General features: G+C 44.2%; 15 protein-coding genes. 8 read left to right on the top strand and 7 right to left on the bottom strand.

The features are described 5' to 3' along the window. Positions 1–76: 76 nt before the first annotated feature. Positions 77–1,891: a translational GTPase TypA gene (typA, locus tag IEV61_RS04325; RefSeq protein ID WP_188414075.1), complete on the top strand. Its 1,815-nt coding sequence runs from the start codon at positions 77–79 to the stop codon at positions 1,889–1,891. Between the two features lie 33 nt (positions 1,892–1,924). On the opposite strand, the gene IEV61_RS04320 is transcribed toward typA, so the two are convergent. Then, complete coding sequence (locus IEV61_RS04320; RefSeq protein ID WP_188414073.1) at positions 1,925–2,614, bottom strand: FkbM family methyltransferase; 690 nt, start codon at positions 2,612–2,614, stop codon at positions 1,925–1,927. Positions 2,615–2,733: 119 nt separating this feature from the next. Between IEV61_RS04320 and IEV61_RS04315 the strand changes: the two genes are divergently transcribed. From IEV61_RS04315 to IEV61_RS04300, 4 genes are read left to right on the top strand one after another with little or no spacing between them, the layout of a single operon-like run. Then, on the top strand, positions 2,734–4,071 hold the full coding sequence (locus IEV61_RS04315) for a flippase (RefSeq protein WP_188414071.1): 1,338 nt from the start codon (positions 2,734–2,736) through the stop codon (positions 4,069–4,071). Further along, on the top strand, positions 4,068–4,715 hold the full coding sequence (locus IEV61_RS04310; protein WP_188414069.1) for an FkbM family methyltransferase: 648 nt from the start codon (positions 4,068–4,070) through the stop codon (positions 4,713–4,715). Before IEV61_RS04315 ends, IEV61_RS04310 begins: the two co-directional genes overlap by 4 nt. Positions 4,716–4,718: 3 nt before the next feature. After that, entirely contained in the window at positions 4,719–5,492 is a 774-nt protein-coding gene (locus IEV61_RS04305; RefSeq protein WP_188414067.1) for a class I SAM-dependent methyltransferase, read from the top strand. A 5-nt stretch (positions 5,493–5,497) separates the two neighbouring features. Next, the gene (locus tag IEV61_RS04300; protein WP_188414065.1) at positions 5,498–6,409 is read left to right on the top strand and encodes a glycosyltransferase; all 912 of its coding nucleotides are present in this window, start codon (positions 5,498–5,500) and stop codon (positions 6,407–6,409) included. Positions 6,410–6,442: 33 nt separating this feature from the next. Here IEV61_RS04300 and IEV61_RS04295 read toward each other — a convergent pair whose 3' ends face one another. The 3 genes from IEV61_RS04295 to IEV61_RS04285 all read right to left on the bottom strand — a co-directional run bounded on the left by IEV61_RS04295 (position 6,443) and on the right by IEV61_RS04285 (position 9,389). Beyond that, a complete protein-coding gene (locus IEV61_RS04295; protein WP_188414063.1) occupies positions 6,443–6,691 on the bottom strand; it encodes a DUF1456 family protein in 249 nt (82 codons plus the stop codon). Between the two features lie 12 nt (positions 6,692–6,703). Continuing rightward, the gene (locus IEV61_RS04290) at positions 6,704–8,005 is read right to left on the bottom strand and encodes a DEAD/DEAH box helicase (RefSeq protein ID WP_188414061.1); all 1,302 of its coding nucleotides are present in this window, start codon (positions 8,003–8,005) and stop codon (positions 6,704–6,706) included. A 313-nt stretch (positions 8,006–8,318) separates the two neighbouring features. Continuing rightward, the gene (locus tag IEV61_RS04285) at positions 8,319–9,389 is read right to left on the bottom strand and encodes a PA0069 family radical SAM protein (RefSeq protein WP_188414059.1); all 1,071 of its coding nucleotides are present in this window, start codon (positions 9,387–9,389) and stop codon (positions 8,319–8,321) included. 264 nt (positions 9,390–9,653) lie between these two features. Between IEV61_RS04285 and IEV61_RS04280 the strand changes: the two genes are divergently transcribed. Both IEV61_RS04280 and IEV61_RS04275 read left to right on the top strand, forming a co-directional pair. Then, positions 9,654–11,639: a DUF3858 domain-containing protein gene (locus tag IEV61_RS04280; RefSeq protein ID WP_188414057.1), complete on the top strand. Its 1,986-nt coding sequence runs from the start codon at positions 9,654–9,656 to the stop codon at positions 11,637–11,639. A 9-nt stretch (positions 11,640–11,648) separates the two neighbouring features. Beyond that, entirely contained in the window at positions 11,649–13,589 is a 1,941-nt protein-coding gene (locus tag IEV61_RS04275) for a DUF3857 domain-containing protein (protein ID WP_188414055.1), read from the top strand. A 263-nt stretch (positions 13,590–13,852) separates the two neighbouring features. Here IEV61_RS04275 and IEV61_RS04270 read toward each other — a convergent pair whose 3' ends face one another. The 3 genes from IEV61_RS04270 to IEV61_RS04260 all read right to left on the bottom strand — a co-directional run bounded on the left by IEV61_RS04270 (position 13,853) and on the right by IEV61_RS04260 (position 16,104). After that, the gene (locus IEV61_RS04270; RefSeq protein WP_188414053.1) at positions 13,853–14,704 is read right to left on the bottom strand and encodes an N-acyl homoserine lactonase family protein; all 852 of its coding nucleotides are present in this window, start codon (positions 14,702–14,704) and stop codon (positions 13,853–13,855) included. Positions 14,705–14,765: 61 nt separating this feature from the next. Further along, a complete protein-coding gene (locus IEV61_RS04265) occupies positions 14,766–15,545 on the bottom strand; it encodes a DUF4349 domain-containing protein (RefSeq protein ID WP_188414051.1) in 780 nt (259 codons plus the stop codon). A gap of 169 nt (positions 15,546–15,714) precedes the next feature. Continuing rightward, complete coding sequence (locus IEV61_RS04260; RefSeq protein WP_229747030.1) at positions 15,715–16,104, bottom strand: hypothetical protein; 390 nt, start codon at positions 16,102–16,104, stop codon at positions 15,715–15,717. Between the two features lie 250 nt (positions 16,105–16,354). Between IEV61_RS04260 and aat the strand changes: the two genes are divergently transcribed. Beyond that, positions 16,355–16,990: a leucyl/phenylalanyl-tRNA--protein transferase gene (gene aat, locus IEV61_RS04255; protein ID WP_188414049.1), complete on the top strand. Its 636-nt coding sequence runs from the start codon at positions 16,355–16,357 to the stop codon at positions 16,988–16,990. The last annotated feature ends 21 nt before the right edge of the window (positions 16,991–17,011 follow it).

Genomic DNA, 17,011 nt, shown 5'->3' with positions numbered 1-17,011 from the left:
ATTGTAAAAAGCAATCAACCCTTTTAAATGCCGTATATAAAGCGTATCTTTGCGCAAAATACAAGAGGCATTTTTCATGCAAAATCAAATTCGTAATATTGCTATTATAGCACACGTTGACCACGGTAAAACTACCTTGGTTGATAAAATCCTTCATAGCTGCGCCATTTTCCGCGATAACCAGGAAACCGGCGAGCTGATTCTGGACAATAATGATCTGGAGCGCGAGCGAGGCATTACTATCGTATCTAAAAACGTATCGGTACGTTATAAAGACATCAAGATCAACATTATTGATACTCCTGGTCACGCCGACTTTGGCGGTGAGGTAGAGCGTGTGTTAAAAATGGCTGATGGTGTATTGTTATTATGCGATGCTTTTGAAGGCGCCATGCCACAAACCCGTTTCGTAACTCAAAAAGCCTTGGCTTTAGGTTTGAAACCAATTGTGGTTGTAAATAAAGTAGATAAAGAAAACTGCCGTCCGGAAGAGGTTTATGAGCAAATTTTTGAATTGTTCTTTAACCTGGATGCTACCGAAGACCAACTGGATTTCCCGGTTATTTACGGTTCATCTAAACAAGGCTGGATGAGCACTGACTATAAACAAAAAACCGAAGATATCTTCCCGTTAATGGATGCCATTTTGGCTAACATTCCACCGGCTCCTATCAGCGAGGGTACTTTGCAAATGCAGATCACTTCGTTAGATTATTCATCTTTCGTAGGTCGTATTGCGGTAGGTCGTGTGGCTCGTGGTACTATCAAAGAAAACCAACCGGTATCTTTGGTAAAACGCGATGGCACTATCCAAAAATCACGTATTAAAGAGCTTTACACTTTCGAAGGTTTGGGTAAAGTTAAAGTACAGCAAGTAAGTTCTGGTGATATTTGCGCGGTTGTAGGTATTGAAGGTTTTGACATTGGTGATACCATTGCCGATTTTGACAAACCAGAACAATTGGAAGTTATCCATATTGACGAGCCTACCATGAACATGCTGTTCACCATCAATACTTCACCGTTTTTTGGTAAAGAAGGCAAGTTTGTAACTTCACGTCACTTACGTGATCGTTTATATAAAGAGATGGAGAAAAACCTGGCGCTGAAAATCGTGGAAACAGAATCTCCTGATTCTTACCTGGTTTACGGTCGTGGTATTCTTCACTTATCGGTACTGATCGAAACTATGCGCCGTGAAGGTTATGAGTTACAGGTTGGTCAGCCACAGGTTATTGTTAAAGAAATTGACGGTGCCAAATGTGAGCCTATCGAGGTATTAACGGTTGATGTTCCTGGTGATGTTGCCGGTAAGGTAATTGAATTGGTAACCCAGCGTAAAGGCGATTTGTTGGTAATGGAGCCTAAAGGTGATTTACAACACTTAGAGTTTGAAATACCTGCCCGCGGTATCATCGGTTTACGTAACAACGTATTAACTGCTACCGGTGGCGAGGCTATCATGGCTCACCGCTTTAAAGCTTACGAGCCTTGGAAAGGCCAAATTCCTGGCCGTGCAAACGGTGTATTGGTATCTATGGATACCGGTAAAACTACTGCTTTTGCTATTGACAAGTTGCAAGACCGTGGTCGTTTCCACATCGAACCAGGTGTTGATATCTACGAAGGTCAGATCCTGGGCGAGCACATCCGTGATAACGACTTGGTTATTAACTTAACTAAAGGTAAGCAGTTAACCAACATGCGTGCATCTGGTAGTGATACCAACGTGCGTATTGCTCCTGCTATCAAATTCTCTTTAGAAGAATCAATGGAATATATCCAAGCCGACGAATACATTGAGGTAACTCCTCAAAGCATCCGTATGCGTAAGATCTTCTTGAACGAAGGTGAGCGGAAAATTAACGCTAAAAAGTTTGTGAATCAATAATCACCAACTGCTAATTATAGTAAAAAGCCTCGCTTATGCGGGGCTTTTTTGTTTGAATATCAACGTGCGCAGCGTTTTACCGGCTATCTCATAGTTATGGTCGGCCAAAAATCGATAGACTTCCGAGGCATCAAGCTTACTAAAGTTACTGTCTACATCCTCCACCAGTACAAAGCGTGGGCGGTATTTGTCCCAATCGTTCGAATTAAGTAGAGCCAGGTCTAAGCCAGCTACGTCAATACTCATAAAATCTATAGCGGTATCGGCGGGCAGGTATTGTTCCAGCGTTTGCGCCAGTGTATAAATTTCTACTTCATCGGTGCCTACAACCTCGCAAGCCGCATTGTTACCTTCGGGCGTGTGCTGTTCAAAGCTGTTTAATGATGATTCGCTGTACTGGTACAGTGTCTTTTTGCCGCGCTCGCCGCCTATGCCTATATTCAGGTTAATGTCGCGCTCGCGATATTGGGTAAACAAATTTATAGCGGCAGGGGTAGGCTCAATGTTAATACCACGCCAGCCTTGTTCGTAAAAGTGCATGGTGTTAGAGTAGCGAAAGGGATGGTGTGCACCTATATCAATGTAAAAACCCTGATAATTATCGTAATCAGGTGTATCGGCTAAAAGCAAAGGCCTCAGCAGCATGTCTTCACCATCTTGCGAATACGAGTGCAGGGGCTTAAAATCGGGGTGGTTGGGTATGGCTTGTTTACTGTCAGACATAATTTTTGATAGAATGCTTTTAGCAAAAGAACATAATTTTATTAAATAATTGCCTACTAAATTGGTAGATATTTATAATCCATGCAGAGAATAATACATTTTATACCTTTGCTGCCTATATGCGTATACCCGGTATTAAAGGTTTTGACCAGCAGGCTTTAGAAAAGTATTTCAAAAATACGGGTATGCTTATGCTGGCCAGGGTAGGCAGTATGGTGATCAAGATGATTGTCAATACATTCGTATTGTCGAGCTACTTAGGGCCAACCCGTAACGGTATATTAAGTTACCCCATGACTATTGTCACCTTCTCCATGGCCATTGCCGCCCTTGGTTTAGATGGTTTTGTTACGCGCGAACTCATTAATCACCCCGAACGTAAAGCCACCTTACTGGGTACCGCATTTTGGATGCGTTTATTTGCAGGCTTTGCCACATTGCCGCTGGTGTACTTAGCTTACGAAGTTATTACCCATTTTAAACATCTCAATACGCCTTTTACATTCGTGCTCATTGTAGCCTTCACCGCAGTAGTACAGTCCATAAATATTATTGAAAGCTTTTTTCAGGCACAGGTGCAGGCCAAATATATTATGTACGTGCAGGTAGCGGGTAATCTAATATCGGCGGGCATTAAGCTAAGCTTCGTTTTAATAAAGCTGCCGTTAACTTATTTTGTATACGCACTGTTGTTTGATGCTGTGATCATCGCCATAGGCTATGTAGTCGTATACCACCAAAGCCATAACCGCATAACCGACTGGAAATTTAAAATGCCCATTGCGGCTTATCTTTTTAAAAAGTCGTGGCCGCTGGCTTTTTCGGCCATCCTGGTGTCTATCTACATGAAGATAGATCAGGCCATGATTACCAGTTATTTGGGCGAAGCACAACTGGGTATTTACTCAACCGTAGTAAGCTTGAGTGAAAGCTTTTATTTTTTACCGGTAGCCGTGGTAACTTCGGTATTCCCGGCCATTGTATATGCACGCAAAACCGATATTGACCGGTATTACAAGCGTTTGCAAAACATGTATGATCTCATGGTGGGTATTAGTCTTTCGGTAGCTATATTCATGAGCTTTGCATCAACCTATATATATCGCATAGCTTTTCATAACCACCCTGCATTTTGGCCCGGTGCACCCGTACTGGCCGTGCATGTATGGGCAGGCATATTTGTATTTTTAGGTAGTGCGAGCGGGCAGTACCTTATTGCCGAAGGTTACTTTAAGCTTTCTATGCTGCGCACGGGGGTAGGGGCATTGGTAAACATTGTACTTAACGTTTTTTGGATACCAAAGTATGGTATTATAGGTGCAGCTTATGCAACACTGGTTGCGTATGGCGTAGCCACATTTTTTATACTGTTTATACCTAAAACTCGTGGTCAGGGTGTGCAAATGTTAAAATCTTTATTCTTAATTTCACTTTTTCAAAAAGTTATTAAACGTTGAGCAAAATTACCGCCCTTCTAAATGTCCTGAAACAGCCCGAGCGGCTCAAAGCCCTGCTGTCTTATAACGAAAAAGGTTACCTGCATACCATAGGCTGGTTTAAGGCCTTTGATAGTAAAGCACCGGTAGACGGTAACAACAATCCTATACCCTGGGTAACGTATTCCTTTATAGATTTTATTAAAGACAGGCTGCGCCCCGAGCATGCCGTGTTTGAGTTTGGCTCAGGTAATTCAACCATATTTTACGCGCAGCGTACCGGCATTGTGGTGTCGGTAGAACATGATAAAGAGTGGTTTGATAAGATAAGCGCTACCAAGCCAGAAAATGCCGAAATGATTTTTTGCGAACTGCAACGCGACGGCGACTATTGCCGCATGCCGGTAAAGCTGGGCGAAGAGTTTGATATTATTATTGTAGATGGCCGCGACCGCGTGAACTGCTGCATACAGGCGGTAGAAGCACTTTCGTCAACAGGCGTAATTGTTTTGGATGATTCTGAACGTCCTGATTACCGCGATGCCATTACCTACTTAACCGACAAAGGCTTCAAGCAAATTCCGTTCAGCGGTATCTCGCCAGGGTTGTTCTACTATAAATCAACCACGGTATTTTACAAGGCCGATAACTGCTTAGGAATATAACCCATGGCCGACGATAAGCTGAGCGGCAACGTAAAAACCGCCTACGACGAATTTTATAAAACCCACGATGAAGCCTGGCGCATGCTGGGTGCCAAATATAAGGCACAACATATTATTGATGTATGCCGCGGACGCACTTTTGCTAAGGTACTTGAAGTAGGTGCCGGCGATGGTAGTATACTAAAGATCCTTTCAGAGCAAGACTTTGCCCCCGAATACCATGCCGTCGAAATTTCGGATAGCGGGGTAGATTACATCCAATCTCGCAGTATTAAAGACTTAAAATCGGTTCAGGTGTTTGATGGCTATCATTTGCCTTTCGGCGATGATAGCTTTGATCTCATCATACTATCGCATGTATTAGAACATGTAGAACACGAGCGCCTGTTGTTGCGCGAGTTAAAGCGTGTGGCTAAAATGTGTGTGATCGAAGTTCCGCGCGATTATAAGGCCAATGTAGATGCCCGTATCAAGCATTTCTTGGCTTATGGGCATATTAATGTATACACGCCTACCTCGTTGCGCTACTTGCTTCGCACCGAAGGTTTTGAGGTGGTGAACGATCTCACTTCGATGATTGAACCCGAGGTAACCAAGTTCAATACTTACATCAATCAAAAGAAAGGCAAGAGCTTGCTCACCGATATAAAAATTGTGGCTGAGTTTATGGTGAAAAGTAGCATAGGCACCCTGATGGGCAAAAAGAAGCAGGAACAACTGGCCAATGCCTACACGGTGCTTTGCAGCAAAACTAACCAGCAAACCGAAATATTTTAAGCAGCATGCAAGCGCTGGCCCCCATAGCCTTATTCGTTTACAACCGGCCCGACCATATGCGCCGTACATTGAGCTATTTACAAAAAAATGAGCTGGCTGCCGATTCGCGCTTATTCATTTTTTCTGATGGTGCTAAAACCGAGCCCGACAAGGCTAAGGTAGAACAGATCAGGCAGCAGGCTAAACAAGTGACCGGCTTCAAGTCGGTCAGGGTTATAGCACGTGAAGAAAATATTGGCCTGGCTAATTCTATCATAGCCGGGGTAACGCAACTGGTTAACGAGTATGGTAAGGTGATTGTGTTTGAGGATGATCTCCTATCATCGCCCTATACGCTCGAATACTTTAACGAGGCGCTCGACCGCTATACCAACGAGCCGCAGGTAATGCACATTGGCGCTTACATGTACGATTTAAAGGCACCCAACCTGCCGCAAACCTTTTTTTACCGTGCGGCCACCAGCTGGGGTTGGGCCACTTGGGCCCGTGCCTGGAAAAGCTTTGAGCCCAATGTCGATACGCTGATGCAGCAGTTCGACAAAGCAAAGATTCATGAGTTTTCTATCGACGGCACCATGAACTTTTGGAAACAGATGCAAGAGTTTAAGGCCGGTAAAAACAATTCCTGGGCTATCCGTTGGTACGCTTCTGTTTTTTTGAAAGGCGGCTTAACGCTAAACCCCTCGCAATCGCTCATCCAAAACATAGGGCACGATGGCAGTGGCCGGCACTCCAATTTAGAAAATACTTACGATGTGCAAATGGCCTGCAAACCGGTAACGCAGTTTCCTGATGTTTTACAGGAAAATCCGCAAGCTTACCAGGCCATTAAACAATTCCTTAAAAACCGTAAAGGCAATTTATGGCAAAGAGGGTTGAGGTTTTTAATACAGATCAAAGAGAAATATAGGCGGTAACTTAAGCTACCGATTACTTACTCCTTTGTTACTTTATTCCGCTTTATCTTTTGGCTCTGCTTTAGGGCGAGGGCCGCGTTTGTAAATGATCAACCCGTTTAAAAAGTTACGTAATATCTGGTCGCCGCAGGGCTTGAAGTTAGGGTGATCATCGGCACGAAAAATAGCGGTGATCTCCGTTTTGGTAATGCGGAAATTGGCCAGGTCTAACACTTTGATAATGTCATCATCGGTAAACTTCATAGCAACCCGGAGCTTTTTCATGATATCATTATTACTCATGGCATTTTGGTATTAGCGCGATATTTCTATCTTAATTTTCTTATTCTTTATTTTTTCGCTCTTAATTAAAGCAACGGTACGTTCAATACGATTGCGTTTTACAGCCGCGTACGACGAGTTATCCAGTACCTCTATCAAGCCCAAATCTTCTTTAGCCAGCTCGCCCTTTTTCAACAATAACCCTACAATGTCTACCTTGTTTACCTTATCCTTTTTACCGGCGGCAATGTACAGCGTAGCCCAGGCCGATGGCTTAGGCAACACAGGCTCGGCCGAAAGGTCTTCTATTTCAGGAATCTCTTTGATGTAAGATGGTTTTTCATCGGGTGTCATCATTAGATAAGAGGTGCCGGTAGCATGCATACGTGCCGTGCGGCCGTTGCGGTGTGTAAAAGCCTCTTCGTTGTGCGGAAGCTGGTAATGGACAATATGTTCTATCTCGGGGATGTCTAACCCGCGCGATGCCAGATCTGTGGTGATTAATATTTTGTGGCTACCGTTCCTGAACTTTAACAAAGCCCGCTCACGGTCGTCCTGCTCCATGCCGCCATGAAAAATACCATGCGGAATGCCCATATCCCAAAGTAGATCGCTAATGCGGTCAACCGCATCGCGGTGGTTGCAGAACACCAGGGTCGATTCGTTACCTATTTTACAAAGCAACGCGAACACCGCTTCCAGCTTATCTTCGCTTTCGGCAATTACTGCTTTTTGTTTTAAGTCGGGGGCTACGGTTACGTTGGTTAAAAAGTTAACCGTAATTGGCTTTTGTATGCCTGTAAACGACGGGATCTCCTCCATTTTAGTGGCCGAGGTCAGTATGCGTTTATTGATAGCAGGCATCTGTTTAATGATGAAAGCCATATCTTCCTGAAAGCCAAACTCCAGTGCCTTATCAAACTCATCCAATATCAAAGTTTGAATAGTGCGGGTACTGAAGCTCTCGCGGCGCAGGTGGTGTGCTATACGGCCGGGCGTGCCAATGAGTACCGCCGGCGGCTGTGAAAAGTTATTGCGTTCGGTTTTTACATCGTGGCCGCCATAGCAGCAATTGACTTTAAAGCCGGTGCTCATGGCCTTAAATACCTGCTCAATTTGCAGGGCCAGCTCGCGCGATGGCACCATAATGAGCGCCTGCACCGTGGGTACATCTGCTTTTAACAACCCCAGCAAAGGCAAAAGAAAACCCAGCGTTTTGCCCGAACCCGTGGGCGACAGCAAAATAACGTCGCCTTTTTTGGCGGCATTTATGGCTGCTTCCTGCATAGGGTTTAATGCAGTTATTTTTAAGTTTTCGAGAGCTTGCTTAATCATTGTTGAATGGAGTTGCCGCAAAGATAAGGTAATTATGCGGGAGGGTAGCTTATCCTTACAATATCTCACCCTGTCATTTCGAACGATAGTGAGAAATCTTGTTCGAGCAGTTTAGGTAGTGCGTTTTTAATTCAGTTTAGTGCTGATAAACAACCTTCGTCTCCTCTTGGCCGGAGAGGCCCATTACTTTTTGTCTTGATACAAAAAGTAACAAAAAAATCAAGACATAAAAAAGCTTCTCCGCACAAGGCTCACGCCGGCCCGCTTTTCTGTCATCCCCACGCGCGCTTTCTTTTTGGGTTCATTCATCCCCTTAAAACAACGTAATCTGTCGCCCCGTCTTCGGCGTAAATAACGACAAATTATAGCCCGGCATTTCCCTGTCCCCTAGGTACTTTTTGCAGGCCATGCGGTAGAGCTGGTGGATGGATTCGGCTACTTCGCCGTCGCCACTCATGCGACGGCCAAACTCGCTGTCGTTCAGGTTGCCATCGTGTACCTGGCGTATAAGGTTTAATACCTTTTCGGCCCGGTCGGGGAAGGTTTTATGGATCCAGTCGGTAAATATTTCGGCAATACTGCCGTTAAGGCGCACCATTGTAAAACCGGCTGCCACGGCACCTCGATTGGCAGCCGCCTTAATAATGGCGGGTACCTCGTTGCTATTCAAGCCGGGAATGATAGGTGCGGTCATTACCCTAACCGGTACCCCCTTGGCCGATAGCTTTTCTATTACATTTAAACGGCCTATAGAGGTCACGGTACGTGGTTCCAGCTTTTGGCGCAACTGCTCATCTAACGAAGTAATAGAAATGTTAACGTGGATGAGGTTGAGCTTAGCCAGTTCTTCCACAATATCCATATCGCGCAAAATGAGGTTGTTCTTGGTAATAATACTTACCGGGTGCTTGTACTGCAAAAACACTTGCAGCAAGCGGCGGGTAATTTCCAGGTCGCGCTCAATGGGCTGGTAGCAATCTGTATTGCCCGATAGTACGATAGGCGTGGGCTGATAGCGACGCTTGTTAAAATATTCTTCCAGCAGTTCGGGCGCGTTGCGTTTAACGATGATCTTGCGCTCAAAGTCCAATCCGGCGCTGAAACCATAATACTCGTGGCTATTGCGCGCGTAACAATAAATGCAGCCATGCTCACAGCCCTGGTAGGGGTTAATGGAGTGCATATGGCTTAAATCGGGACTGTTGCTTTTGCTTACAATGCTTTTAGGATGCTCATCGAAAAGCTGCGTTTTGCTGTTTTGCAGCAGGGGTTCATCAAGCCCCTCAATATGTTCGGCTACATACTTAACTTTCAGAAACTTGTTGTGCGTATTAACCTGCGCTCCCCGCCCCTTAAAAAAATCATCGTTCGCCTCAAAAGCCATAATGCAAATTTGCTAAATAAATTAGTAAAAAAGCGAGTCTATCACATTTATTTAGTTCTATAAAAATGTAATCAGATAGATGTTAGCCTATTTGCTAACAACGCTTGCCTAACGCTTTTTGCATAAGCGTAGAAATTGCTGTGAGGTTCTGTTTAACAGTTAGTTAAATATTGCAATGAGTAAGTAAATGGCTATTGAATACGTATTGATTTTTTTCTTACTGTGAGGTTTATTATTTATTTTGGTAGCCACAAACCTTATTGCATGAAAAAAATATTTACTTCATTGGCGGTGTCGCTATTGGCAGTAACCTTCGCTGCAGCGCAAGAAAAAGTAGTAACCACTACGCAAGCTTACGGCAAAATAGATAAAGCCGATCTGTCGATGAAAGTGTGCGACTTTGAGAAAGATGCCAACGCTATGGTATTGTTCGACAAAGGCGACGTTTACTACGACAACGATTTCAACATTATTCTCGAACGCCATAAGCGCGTTAAAATACTTACCGAAAGCGGCAAGAAAGAGGCCGATGTACGCATTGAATACTACGGCGGTAACAAGTTTGAATACCTAACCGGCTTGCAGGGTGAAATATTCAACTTGAACAACGACAACGTAGAAATTACCAAACTTGACAAGAAGCAGATTTTTACCGAAGTGGTAGATAAAAGCCGGCTGGCCCTCGTTTTTACCTTCCCTAATGTAAAAGCAGGTTCGGTAATTGAGTACAAGTACAAACAAACCATTAACTCGCTAAGTGCCATCCCCGATTGGTTCTTTCAGGAAGATATCCCTGTGAGGCACAGCGAACTGGTGACCACTATCCCCGATTACTTTTACTTTCGTACCCAGCAGCGCAACTCGCGGCCTTTTACCAAGTATGCAACCTCGGTAGATTCGCGCTCAATAACCGGTGGGTCGGGTAATACACCTTTGCTGCTGAATGAGAATAAAACCCGGTATGTGATGTCTAACGTGGCATCAATGGTGAAAGAGCCTTACATGACCTCGGAGGTAGATAACCTGCAGTGTATCTACTTTCAGCTAAGTAATTTTAATCCGCCGGCGGGCTTTTCACAATCCTATTCTAACAGCTGGGCAAAAGTGGGCGGTATTTTAGCCGATGACGAAGATTTTGGTTTGCAGCTGCGCAAAAAATTAACCGGTGAAGAGACTATCATTGCTAAAGCCAAAAGCTTCAAAACCGACGAGCAAAAGATTGCCTACGTTTTTAACGAAGTAAAAAATAACATGAAGTGGAACAGCGTAGACCGCTGGTATACTAACGATGGCACGCCCAAAGCCTGGGAAAAAAAGACAGGCAACTCGGCCGAGGTCAACCTTATTTTATATCGTTTACTCAAACAGTCGGGCGTAAAAGCGTACCCCATGGTGGTAAGTACGCGCGAGCATGGCAAGGTTAACCCGGCATACTCGTTTTTGTACCAGTTTAACCGTGCCGTGGTTTACATTCCTATTGATAGTACACGCCGCTACATACTTGATGCCACCAGTAAATACAACAGCTATTTAGAAACGCCGGCCAACCTGTTAAACTCCTATGGCTTATTTATTGATAAGGAGAACAAGAGGTACGACATCGTATTTCTGCAGCGCGAAGCCCCGGTAAGGCACGTGGTCATGATCAATGCCGACATACTGCCCGATGGTAAAATGAGCGGGTTAGCACAGATCAGCAATTTTTGCTACGACCGCTATGCCAGCATAGAAAACTATAAAACCAACGGCGAGAAAAAATACATAGACTACCTGCGCGATAATGATAATAACCTGAGCATTACGGCGCTTAAAATGGATAATATAGAAGCAGACAGTTTGCCGCTAACCCAACAGATTAAATTTAATTTAAACCTTACCAGTTCCGATAAAGACTATATTATTTTTAATCCTAACCTGTTCACCTCCATGAAAACCAATCCTTTCCTGAGCGAGAACCGGTTTAGCGACATTGACTTTGGTCATACCAACAACTACAATCTTACAGGTATATACAAAATACCGGCCGGCTATAAATCTGATGCCCTGCCAAAAAGTATAAGCATTGTTATGCCCGATCAGAGTATTATTTGCAGGCGTATGGTTATAGAGCAAGACGGTTCTATTATGGTGCGTTACACCATCAACTACAATAAAGTGATTTACGGTAAAGAAAATTACCCCGATTTGCAGGTATTCTACAAAAAAATGCACGAACTGCTGAATGAGCAGGTAGTACTTAAAAAATCTTAATACCCATTTATGCTTAATAAAAAATTAAGTGGCTTGCTTATAGCCGCTGTAATGGTGGCATGCGGCAATACGGCAGTTTGGGCACAAGACAAAAACTTACCTAAAGACCTGTATATAGCTTCTTCCATCCCCGATTCTTTAAAGCAGGATGCCCACAAAGTGATCAGGTATTCGCTGCACGAAATGAAGGTATCGGGCCCGGGAAAACTGGTTGAAAAGGAGCACAGCATTATTACTATTTTAGATGAGAAAGCGGAGGATGCAGCCACCCTTTATTTACCTTACGACCGTAAGTACAGCAGCGTAAACTCGGCACAGATGCTGGTGTTTGATGCCCAGGGAAAGCTCATAAAAAAGTATGGCAAAAGCGATATGTATGACCGCTCGGCGGCCGATGGCTTTTCGGTAATTACCGATAGCCGCTTTATGGTGGTGCAGCATTCGGTAGCCAGCTACCCCATTACCATAGAAACCTATTATGAGATGAACCAGAACAGCTACCTGGATCTGTCGCAATGGCGCATACAACCGCCCGAAACGGCTGTGCAAAACGCTATTTATAAAATTTCGGTAGTGCCGGGTGTACATTTCAGGTACAAAAATAAGAACACCGCTATCAAGCCTGTTAAGGAAACCGAAGGGCAGTACGAAGTATACACCTGGCAGGTAAAAAACCTGAAAACCGCAGAACCCGAAGATGACGCACCCGCCTGGACAGTAGCCCCCCGCATTGTATTTGCGGCAGATAAGTTTGAATACTTTGGCATGGAAGGCGATTTTAGCAGCTGGCAAAACTTTGGCAAATGGCAGTCGGTACTTAATACCGATGTTTGCAACCTGAGCCCGCAACGTACCGAGGAGGTAAAGCAATTAACGGCTAACCTCAAAACAGACCCCGAAAAAGCGCGCTTTTTGTATAATTACATGCAAAAAAATATGCGCTATGTGAGCATACAATTGGGTGTGGGCGGTTTAAAGCCTTTCCCGGCCAGCTTTGTTGACCAAAAAAAATATGGTGACTGCAAGGCCTTATCTAACTACATGAAGGCGTTGTTGCAAGCCGCAGGCATACGCTCGCATTATGCCATTATTAATGCGGGTGCAAACGGCGAACCGGCCGATGTAGACTTTCCCGCATCGCCTTTTAACCATGTAATATTGTGCATTCCCTTTAAAAATGATACCACCTGGCTGGAGTGCACCAGCAATACCACCGCTTACGGAAAATTAGGAGCCTTTACCGAAAATCGTAGGGCCTTGATAGTAACCGAGGATGGCGGCAAACTGGTAAATACCCCAAAAAGTACCGGCGCCGATAACCAGTTTAACAGCCTGGTACAGGTAAAGCTGGATGCCGACGGAGGTGCCACAGCCAAAGTTAAAATATTGAGCACCGGCGGTTACCGCGATCTGTATGTGGACCAGCTGCCCACCATAAGCCAAGACAAGCAAAAGGAATACCTGCTGCGCTCGCTCAACTTTAAGCAGCCCTCATTCTTTGATTTTAAAGAAGCAGCCGATAGTGCAGGCATTAAAGAGGTGAATTTTGATTTGGAATATGATGTATTTGCCGAGGTAAGTGCCGGCAGCAAGAAATTTTACCGTCCGCGGGTGTTTGATTTGTGGCGCATGACGGTGCCTGTGGTTGAAAAGCGGCGCAGCGATTTTTACTTTGAGCACCCTATGCAAAAAACCTGCATCACGGTAATTAGCCTGCCCGAAGGTTTCGAGGCCGAATCTGTACCCGAAAATGTAATGCTCAAATTTAGCTACGGCACTTATGAAGCCAATTACAAGTACGATAATGCTAAAAACGAAGTTGTAAGCACCGTTAAGTTTAACTTAAACAACCACGTGATCCCGGCTGCCAAGTACAACGAGATGCAGCAGTACATGGATAAGATCACCAGTGCGCAGAATAAGAAGCTTATTATTCACAAGAAGGCGTAAGACAACTTAGTATCCTATCAAGCTTGTCAGTCTGAGCTTGTCGAAGACTTGTACACTCTGCTAAGTCTTCGACAAGAGCTCAGACTGGCATTATGGGCTTTTGCTCTGGCTTTTAAAAGCAATATAGGCGTATAGAGAGCCCGCTGCCGCGAATGATTTTCAGCATAAATCGTGGTAACAAGACATGGCAGCCATGATGTCCACAAGCTGCAAACTTGCAATAGCCATTGGTTAAAAGAAAGGCAGATACACGGGTTAAAGCATTATCTGATCTCTACCACGCCATTGGCAATTTGCGGAAACTTAGAAAATACCTGTGCATCATGGCCGGGGATGATATACTTGACGTTAGAGGCCAAGGTTTTCATCCGTTGCATGGCTTTTACGTACCCGGCAGGGTTAAGCGTGCCACCGTTTGCCGGTAATAAATGTTGTAAATTATAGTATATCCAAACGTTATCTGAGGCCAGTATGATCTGATGATCACCCGCTTTTAAACCCACATATTGTGAGTTATAAGTATGTTTTGAACCGGTATACACCTTAATGCCCGGAATGATCTCCTGGTTATCGCCATTTACCAGTGCAAGCTTACCGGCTAAATTCAACGCCACGATTTTTGAAACATCTCTTTTCGCAAAGCCACCTCTGGCGCCGTCTTTTTGCCAGGCATCGCCCACAAAATAATGATAATCTTCTTTCTGCATCCATACCCGGGCATTAGGGAATAAGTCTATGCCGTTGATATGGTCCCAGTGCGGATGGCTCAAAATAATGTCGGTAACCTCGTTCGGCTTAATTCCTGTTCTTAAAACGGCGCTATCCGGTCGCAGGTAGTTAATCAGCTGAAATTCTTTCGCATCGTCCGAGTCATTATAAAAACCGGCATCAACCAATATGTTACGGCCATTGCTCCCTTTAATAAGCCAAACCATAAAATTAATTTTTACAGGTACTGATTTGGGTGCGCCTTTGGCCCAGTCGGCCGCGGTAAAAGGATAAGTGCTTTCGGCAAAACGAATGGCGTATACCTTATAAGTTGGCTTTTGGGCTTTTACCCCTAAACATGAAACAAGCGTTATAAAGGTGAATGAAAGTAAGATCTTTATAGACATGATACTTTATTGTAAAGATTTTATAATGGCACCTGTTCCTGATCTAAAATTATAGATCGGCTTAAATAGTACTCTTAATTTTCCTTCTTCGCCACCTCCTCAATAACACTACAATAAGTACTATAATAAGCACCAGCGGCCAATAGGTAATTAATCCGAAAAACAGGCTTTGTATCAATTGCCAGCTATCCGAAAGTGCATTTGTAAACCGGTAGCCAAAGCTGTTTCCTTCATTTTTACCGGAGATGCTTTTACTGAAAAGCGTTATTTGCAGGGAACTGTAAGCTACTTGCTTATTCAGGTAGTTCAATTGTCCCTGGGTGGTTTCAATGTCGGTGCGTATCTCGGTCAGCTTATCTTCTACCTCTAATACATCGGCCATTTTTGTGGCTTTTTGCAATAACGCTTTGTAGCGGTCTTCTAATAGCGTTTTATTTTTAAGCCGGGTAGTAATGTCAATAAACTCCGTAGTTACATCCTTAATGCGGATGCTCTTGGATTCTATATGGTCGGCCGCCGAGGAAACGGCGCTTAAAAAGCGTTCGAAATGTTGTGCGGGTATGCGTATGCTTAGAACGTAATTCTTACGGCTGTTGCCGTCGTCATTATTTTCAGATTCTTCACTGACGTATCCGCCTAATTTGGTAAGCGAGTCGGTTAGGGCTTTGCGGGCAGCTTTAATATTGTTTGCCTCTATGCTGATCTCGCCTTCTTTGATGATTTTCTTTTCTACAGGCTGTGCGGTTGGGGTATTATTCTCATTGGTTGGTTCTTCAATAGATTTCACACCGGGATCTGCAACCATTAAGGGTTCAGCAGTAGGTGGGGGAGGGGGTGGCATGTTGGCAAGAGCAAATTTATCAGACCCTCTGTTTTGGCAGGATATGATAGACAAGCTTAAGAGTAGGTACAGAAAGATGTTTTTCATATTGGTAAGGCTATAAGATAGGTATTTGAGTAAATGTAAGATTTTAGTTAATCGAAATTTGTAATTGCTTTAAAAAATTTGATTACAATGTATCCAGCTCATTAGGATGCCTTGGCTGCCATATCACGTAATAGTATAGCAAACAACCCAACCCTGTTAAAAATGGGATGATCGAGAGGTGCTTGAAGGTAAAGTCATGATATACATGCAGGCTGTCAAAGCCCAAAAACTCGCTGATCATCCAGTATGAGTTGGCCGTGATCCAAAACGTGATAGCCAGGTTATGGATAAGCTCTGAAAACAACTCGCGGGTGCGGTAAGCAATCACTATGGATATGACCAGGGTAGGGAAGATCATGACGATGCCCAGTGGTTTCCAGATCATGCACCAGCCAATATCTTTCAACAGCCAAAAAACGATGTGAAGGTTTTCCATCTTACGGTATTGAAGAGGGATGCGGTATTCTGCCATGTGCCTAAGATAGTAAGATTTGGTACAGGGTGATTGGGTGTACTTGTATTTAACTAATGCTTAAATTAATGGCATAAACAGGTTGTCAATTGTCTTTTAAATCTGTCTGATTCGCGTAATTCTGCCGCTTTGTAATTAAATGAGGTTTTATGAAGAAATATGTAGTTTTTAGAAAGAATGATGTGGAAAAGCAGAATTATATAAACCGGAATTAAGCCTCATTTGTGCGAAATCGAAATATCTTTGCGGCATGATTTTCCGGTTAGATGAGCGCCTGGTTTTCCCCAACCCCGAACTGGCCGAGCCTGATGGCTTGCTGGCCGTAGGCGGCGACCTCTCGGCCGATAGATTGCTGCTGGCCTACAGTCATGGTATTTTTCCCTGGTATAGCGATGATACGCCTATCCTATGGTACGCACCGCATGAGCGCTTTGTATTATACCCTAATGAGCTGCGCATCAGCAAAAGCATGAAGCAGGTGCTGCGCTCAGGTAAGTTTAAAATCACTGTAAATCAGGTATTTGAAAAGGTGATAGATGCCTGCTCCGTAGTGCCGCGCGAGGGGCAGGATGGTACTTGGATAACCAATGATATGAAGCAGGCTTACCAGAATTTGCACCAGTTAGGGCATGCGCATTCTTACGAGGTTTGGCAGGATGATGAATTGGTAGGTGGCTTATATGGCGTGCAGGCAGGCCGTGTTTTTTGCGGCGAAAGTATGTTCAGCAAGGTGAGTAATGCCTCAAAAACTGCCCTTATAGCATTGTGCCAAAGCGGCTTGTATAATTTAATAGATTGCCAGGTGCACACCGAGCATCTCGAAAGCATGGGTGCCCGTTTTATTACCCGGGCCGATTATCTGCATATACTACAAGGCGAAGCATAGCCTAAACAGTATCTTTGCAGG

It is taken from the genome of Mucilaginibacter galii (genome assembly GCF_014635825.1).
Taxonomy (GTDB): domain Bacteria; phylum Bacteroidota; class Bacteroidia; order Sphingobacteriales; family Sphingobacteriaceae; genus Mucilaginibacter; species Mucilaginibacter galii.
The sequence above is the reverse complement of the archived record's forward strand: the minus strand, read 5'-3'. Positions and strand labels throughout refer to the sequence as shown.

Bases quoted from the DNA above. Each gene is read 5' to 3' on its own strand.
- IEV61_RS04275 (WP_188414055.1), top strand. From the start codon at position 11,649: ATGCTTAATAAAAAATTAAGTGGCTTGCTTATAGCCGCTGTAATGGTG.
- IEV61_RS04260 (WP_229747030.1), bottom strand. From the start codon at position 16,104: ATGGCAGAATACCGCATCCCTCTTCAATACCGTAAGATGGAAAACCTT.
- typA (WP_188414075.1), top strand. From the start codon at position 77: ATGCAAAATCAAATTCGTAATATTGCTATTATAGCACACGTTGACCAC.
- aat (WP_188414049.1), top strand. From the start codon at position 16,355: ATGATTTTCCGGTTAGATGAGCGCCTGGTTTTCCCCAACCCCGAACTG.
- IEV61_RS04315 (WP_188414071.1), top strand. From the start codon at position 2,734: ATGCGTATACCCGGTATTAAAGGTTTTGACCAGCAGGCTTTAGAAAAG.
- IEV61_RS04270 (WP_188414053.1), bottom strand. From the start codon at position 14,704: ATGTCTATAAAGATCTTACTTTCATTCACCTTTATAACGCTTGTTTCA.
- IEV61_RS04265 (WP_188414051.1), bottom strand. From the start codon at position 15,545: ATGCCACCCCCTCCCCCACCTACTGCTGAACCCTTAATGGTTGCAGAT.
- IEV61_RS04305 (WP_188414067.1), top strand. From the start codon at position 4,719: ATGGCCGACGATAAGCTGAGCGGCAACGTAAAAACCGCCTACGACGAA.
- IEV61_RS04320 (WP_188414073.1), bottom strand. From the start codon at position 2,614: ATGTCTGACAGTAAACAAGCCATACCCAACCACCCCGATTTTAAGCCC.
- IEV61_RS04290 (WP_188414061.1), bottom strand. From the start codon at position 8,005: ATGATTAAGCAAGCTCTCGAAAACTTAAAAATAACTGCATTAAACCCT.
- IEV61_RS04285 (WP_188414059.1), bottom strand. From the start codon at position 9,389: ATGGCTTTTGAGGCGAACGATGATTTTTTTAAGGGGCGGGGAGCGCAG.
- IEV61_RS04280 (WP_188414057.1), top strand. From the start codon at position 9,654: ATGAAAAAAATATTTACTTCATTGGCGGTGTCGCTATTGGCAGTAACC.
- IEV61_RS04295 (WP_188414063.1), bottom strand. From the start codon at position 6,691: ATGAGTAATAATGATATCATGAAAAAGCTCCGGGTTGCTATGAAGTTT.
- IEV61_RS04300 (WP_188414065.1), top strand. From the start codon at position 5,498: ATGCAAGCGCTGGCCCCCATAGCCTTATTCGTTTACAACCGGCCCGAC.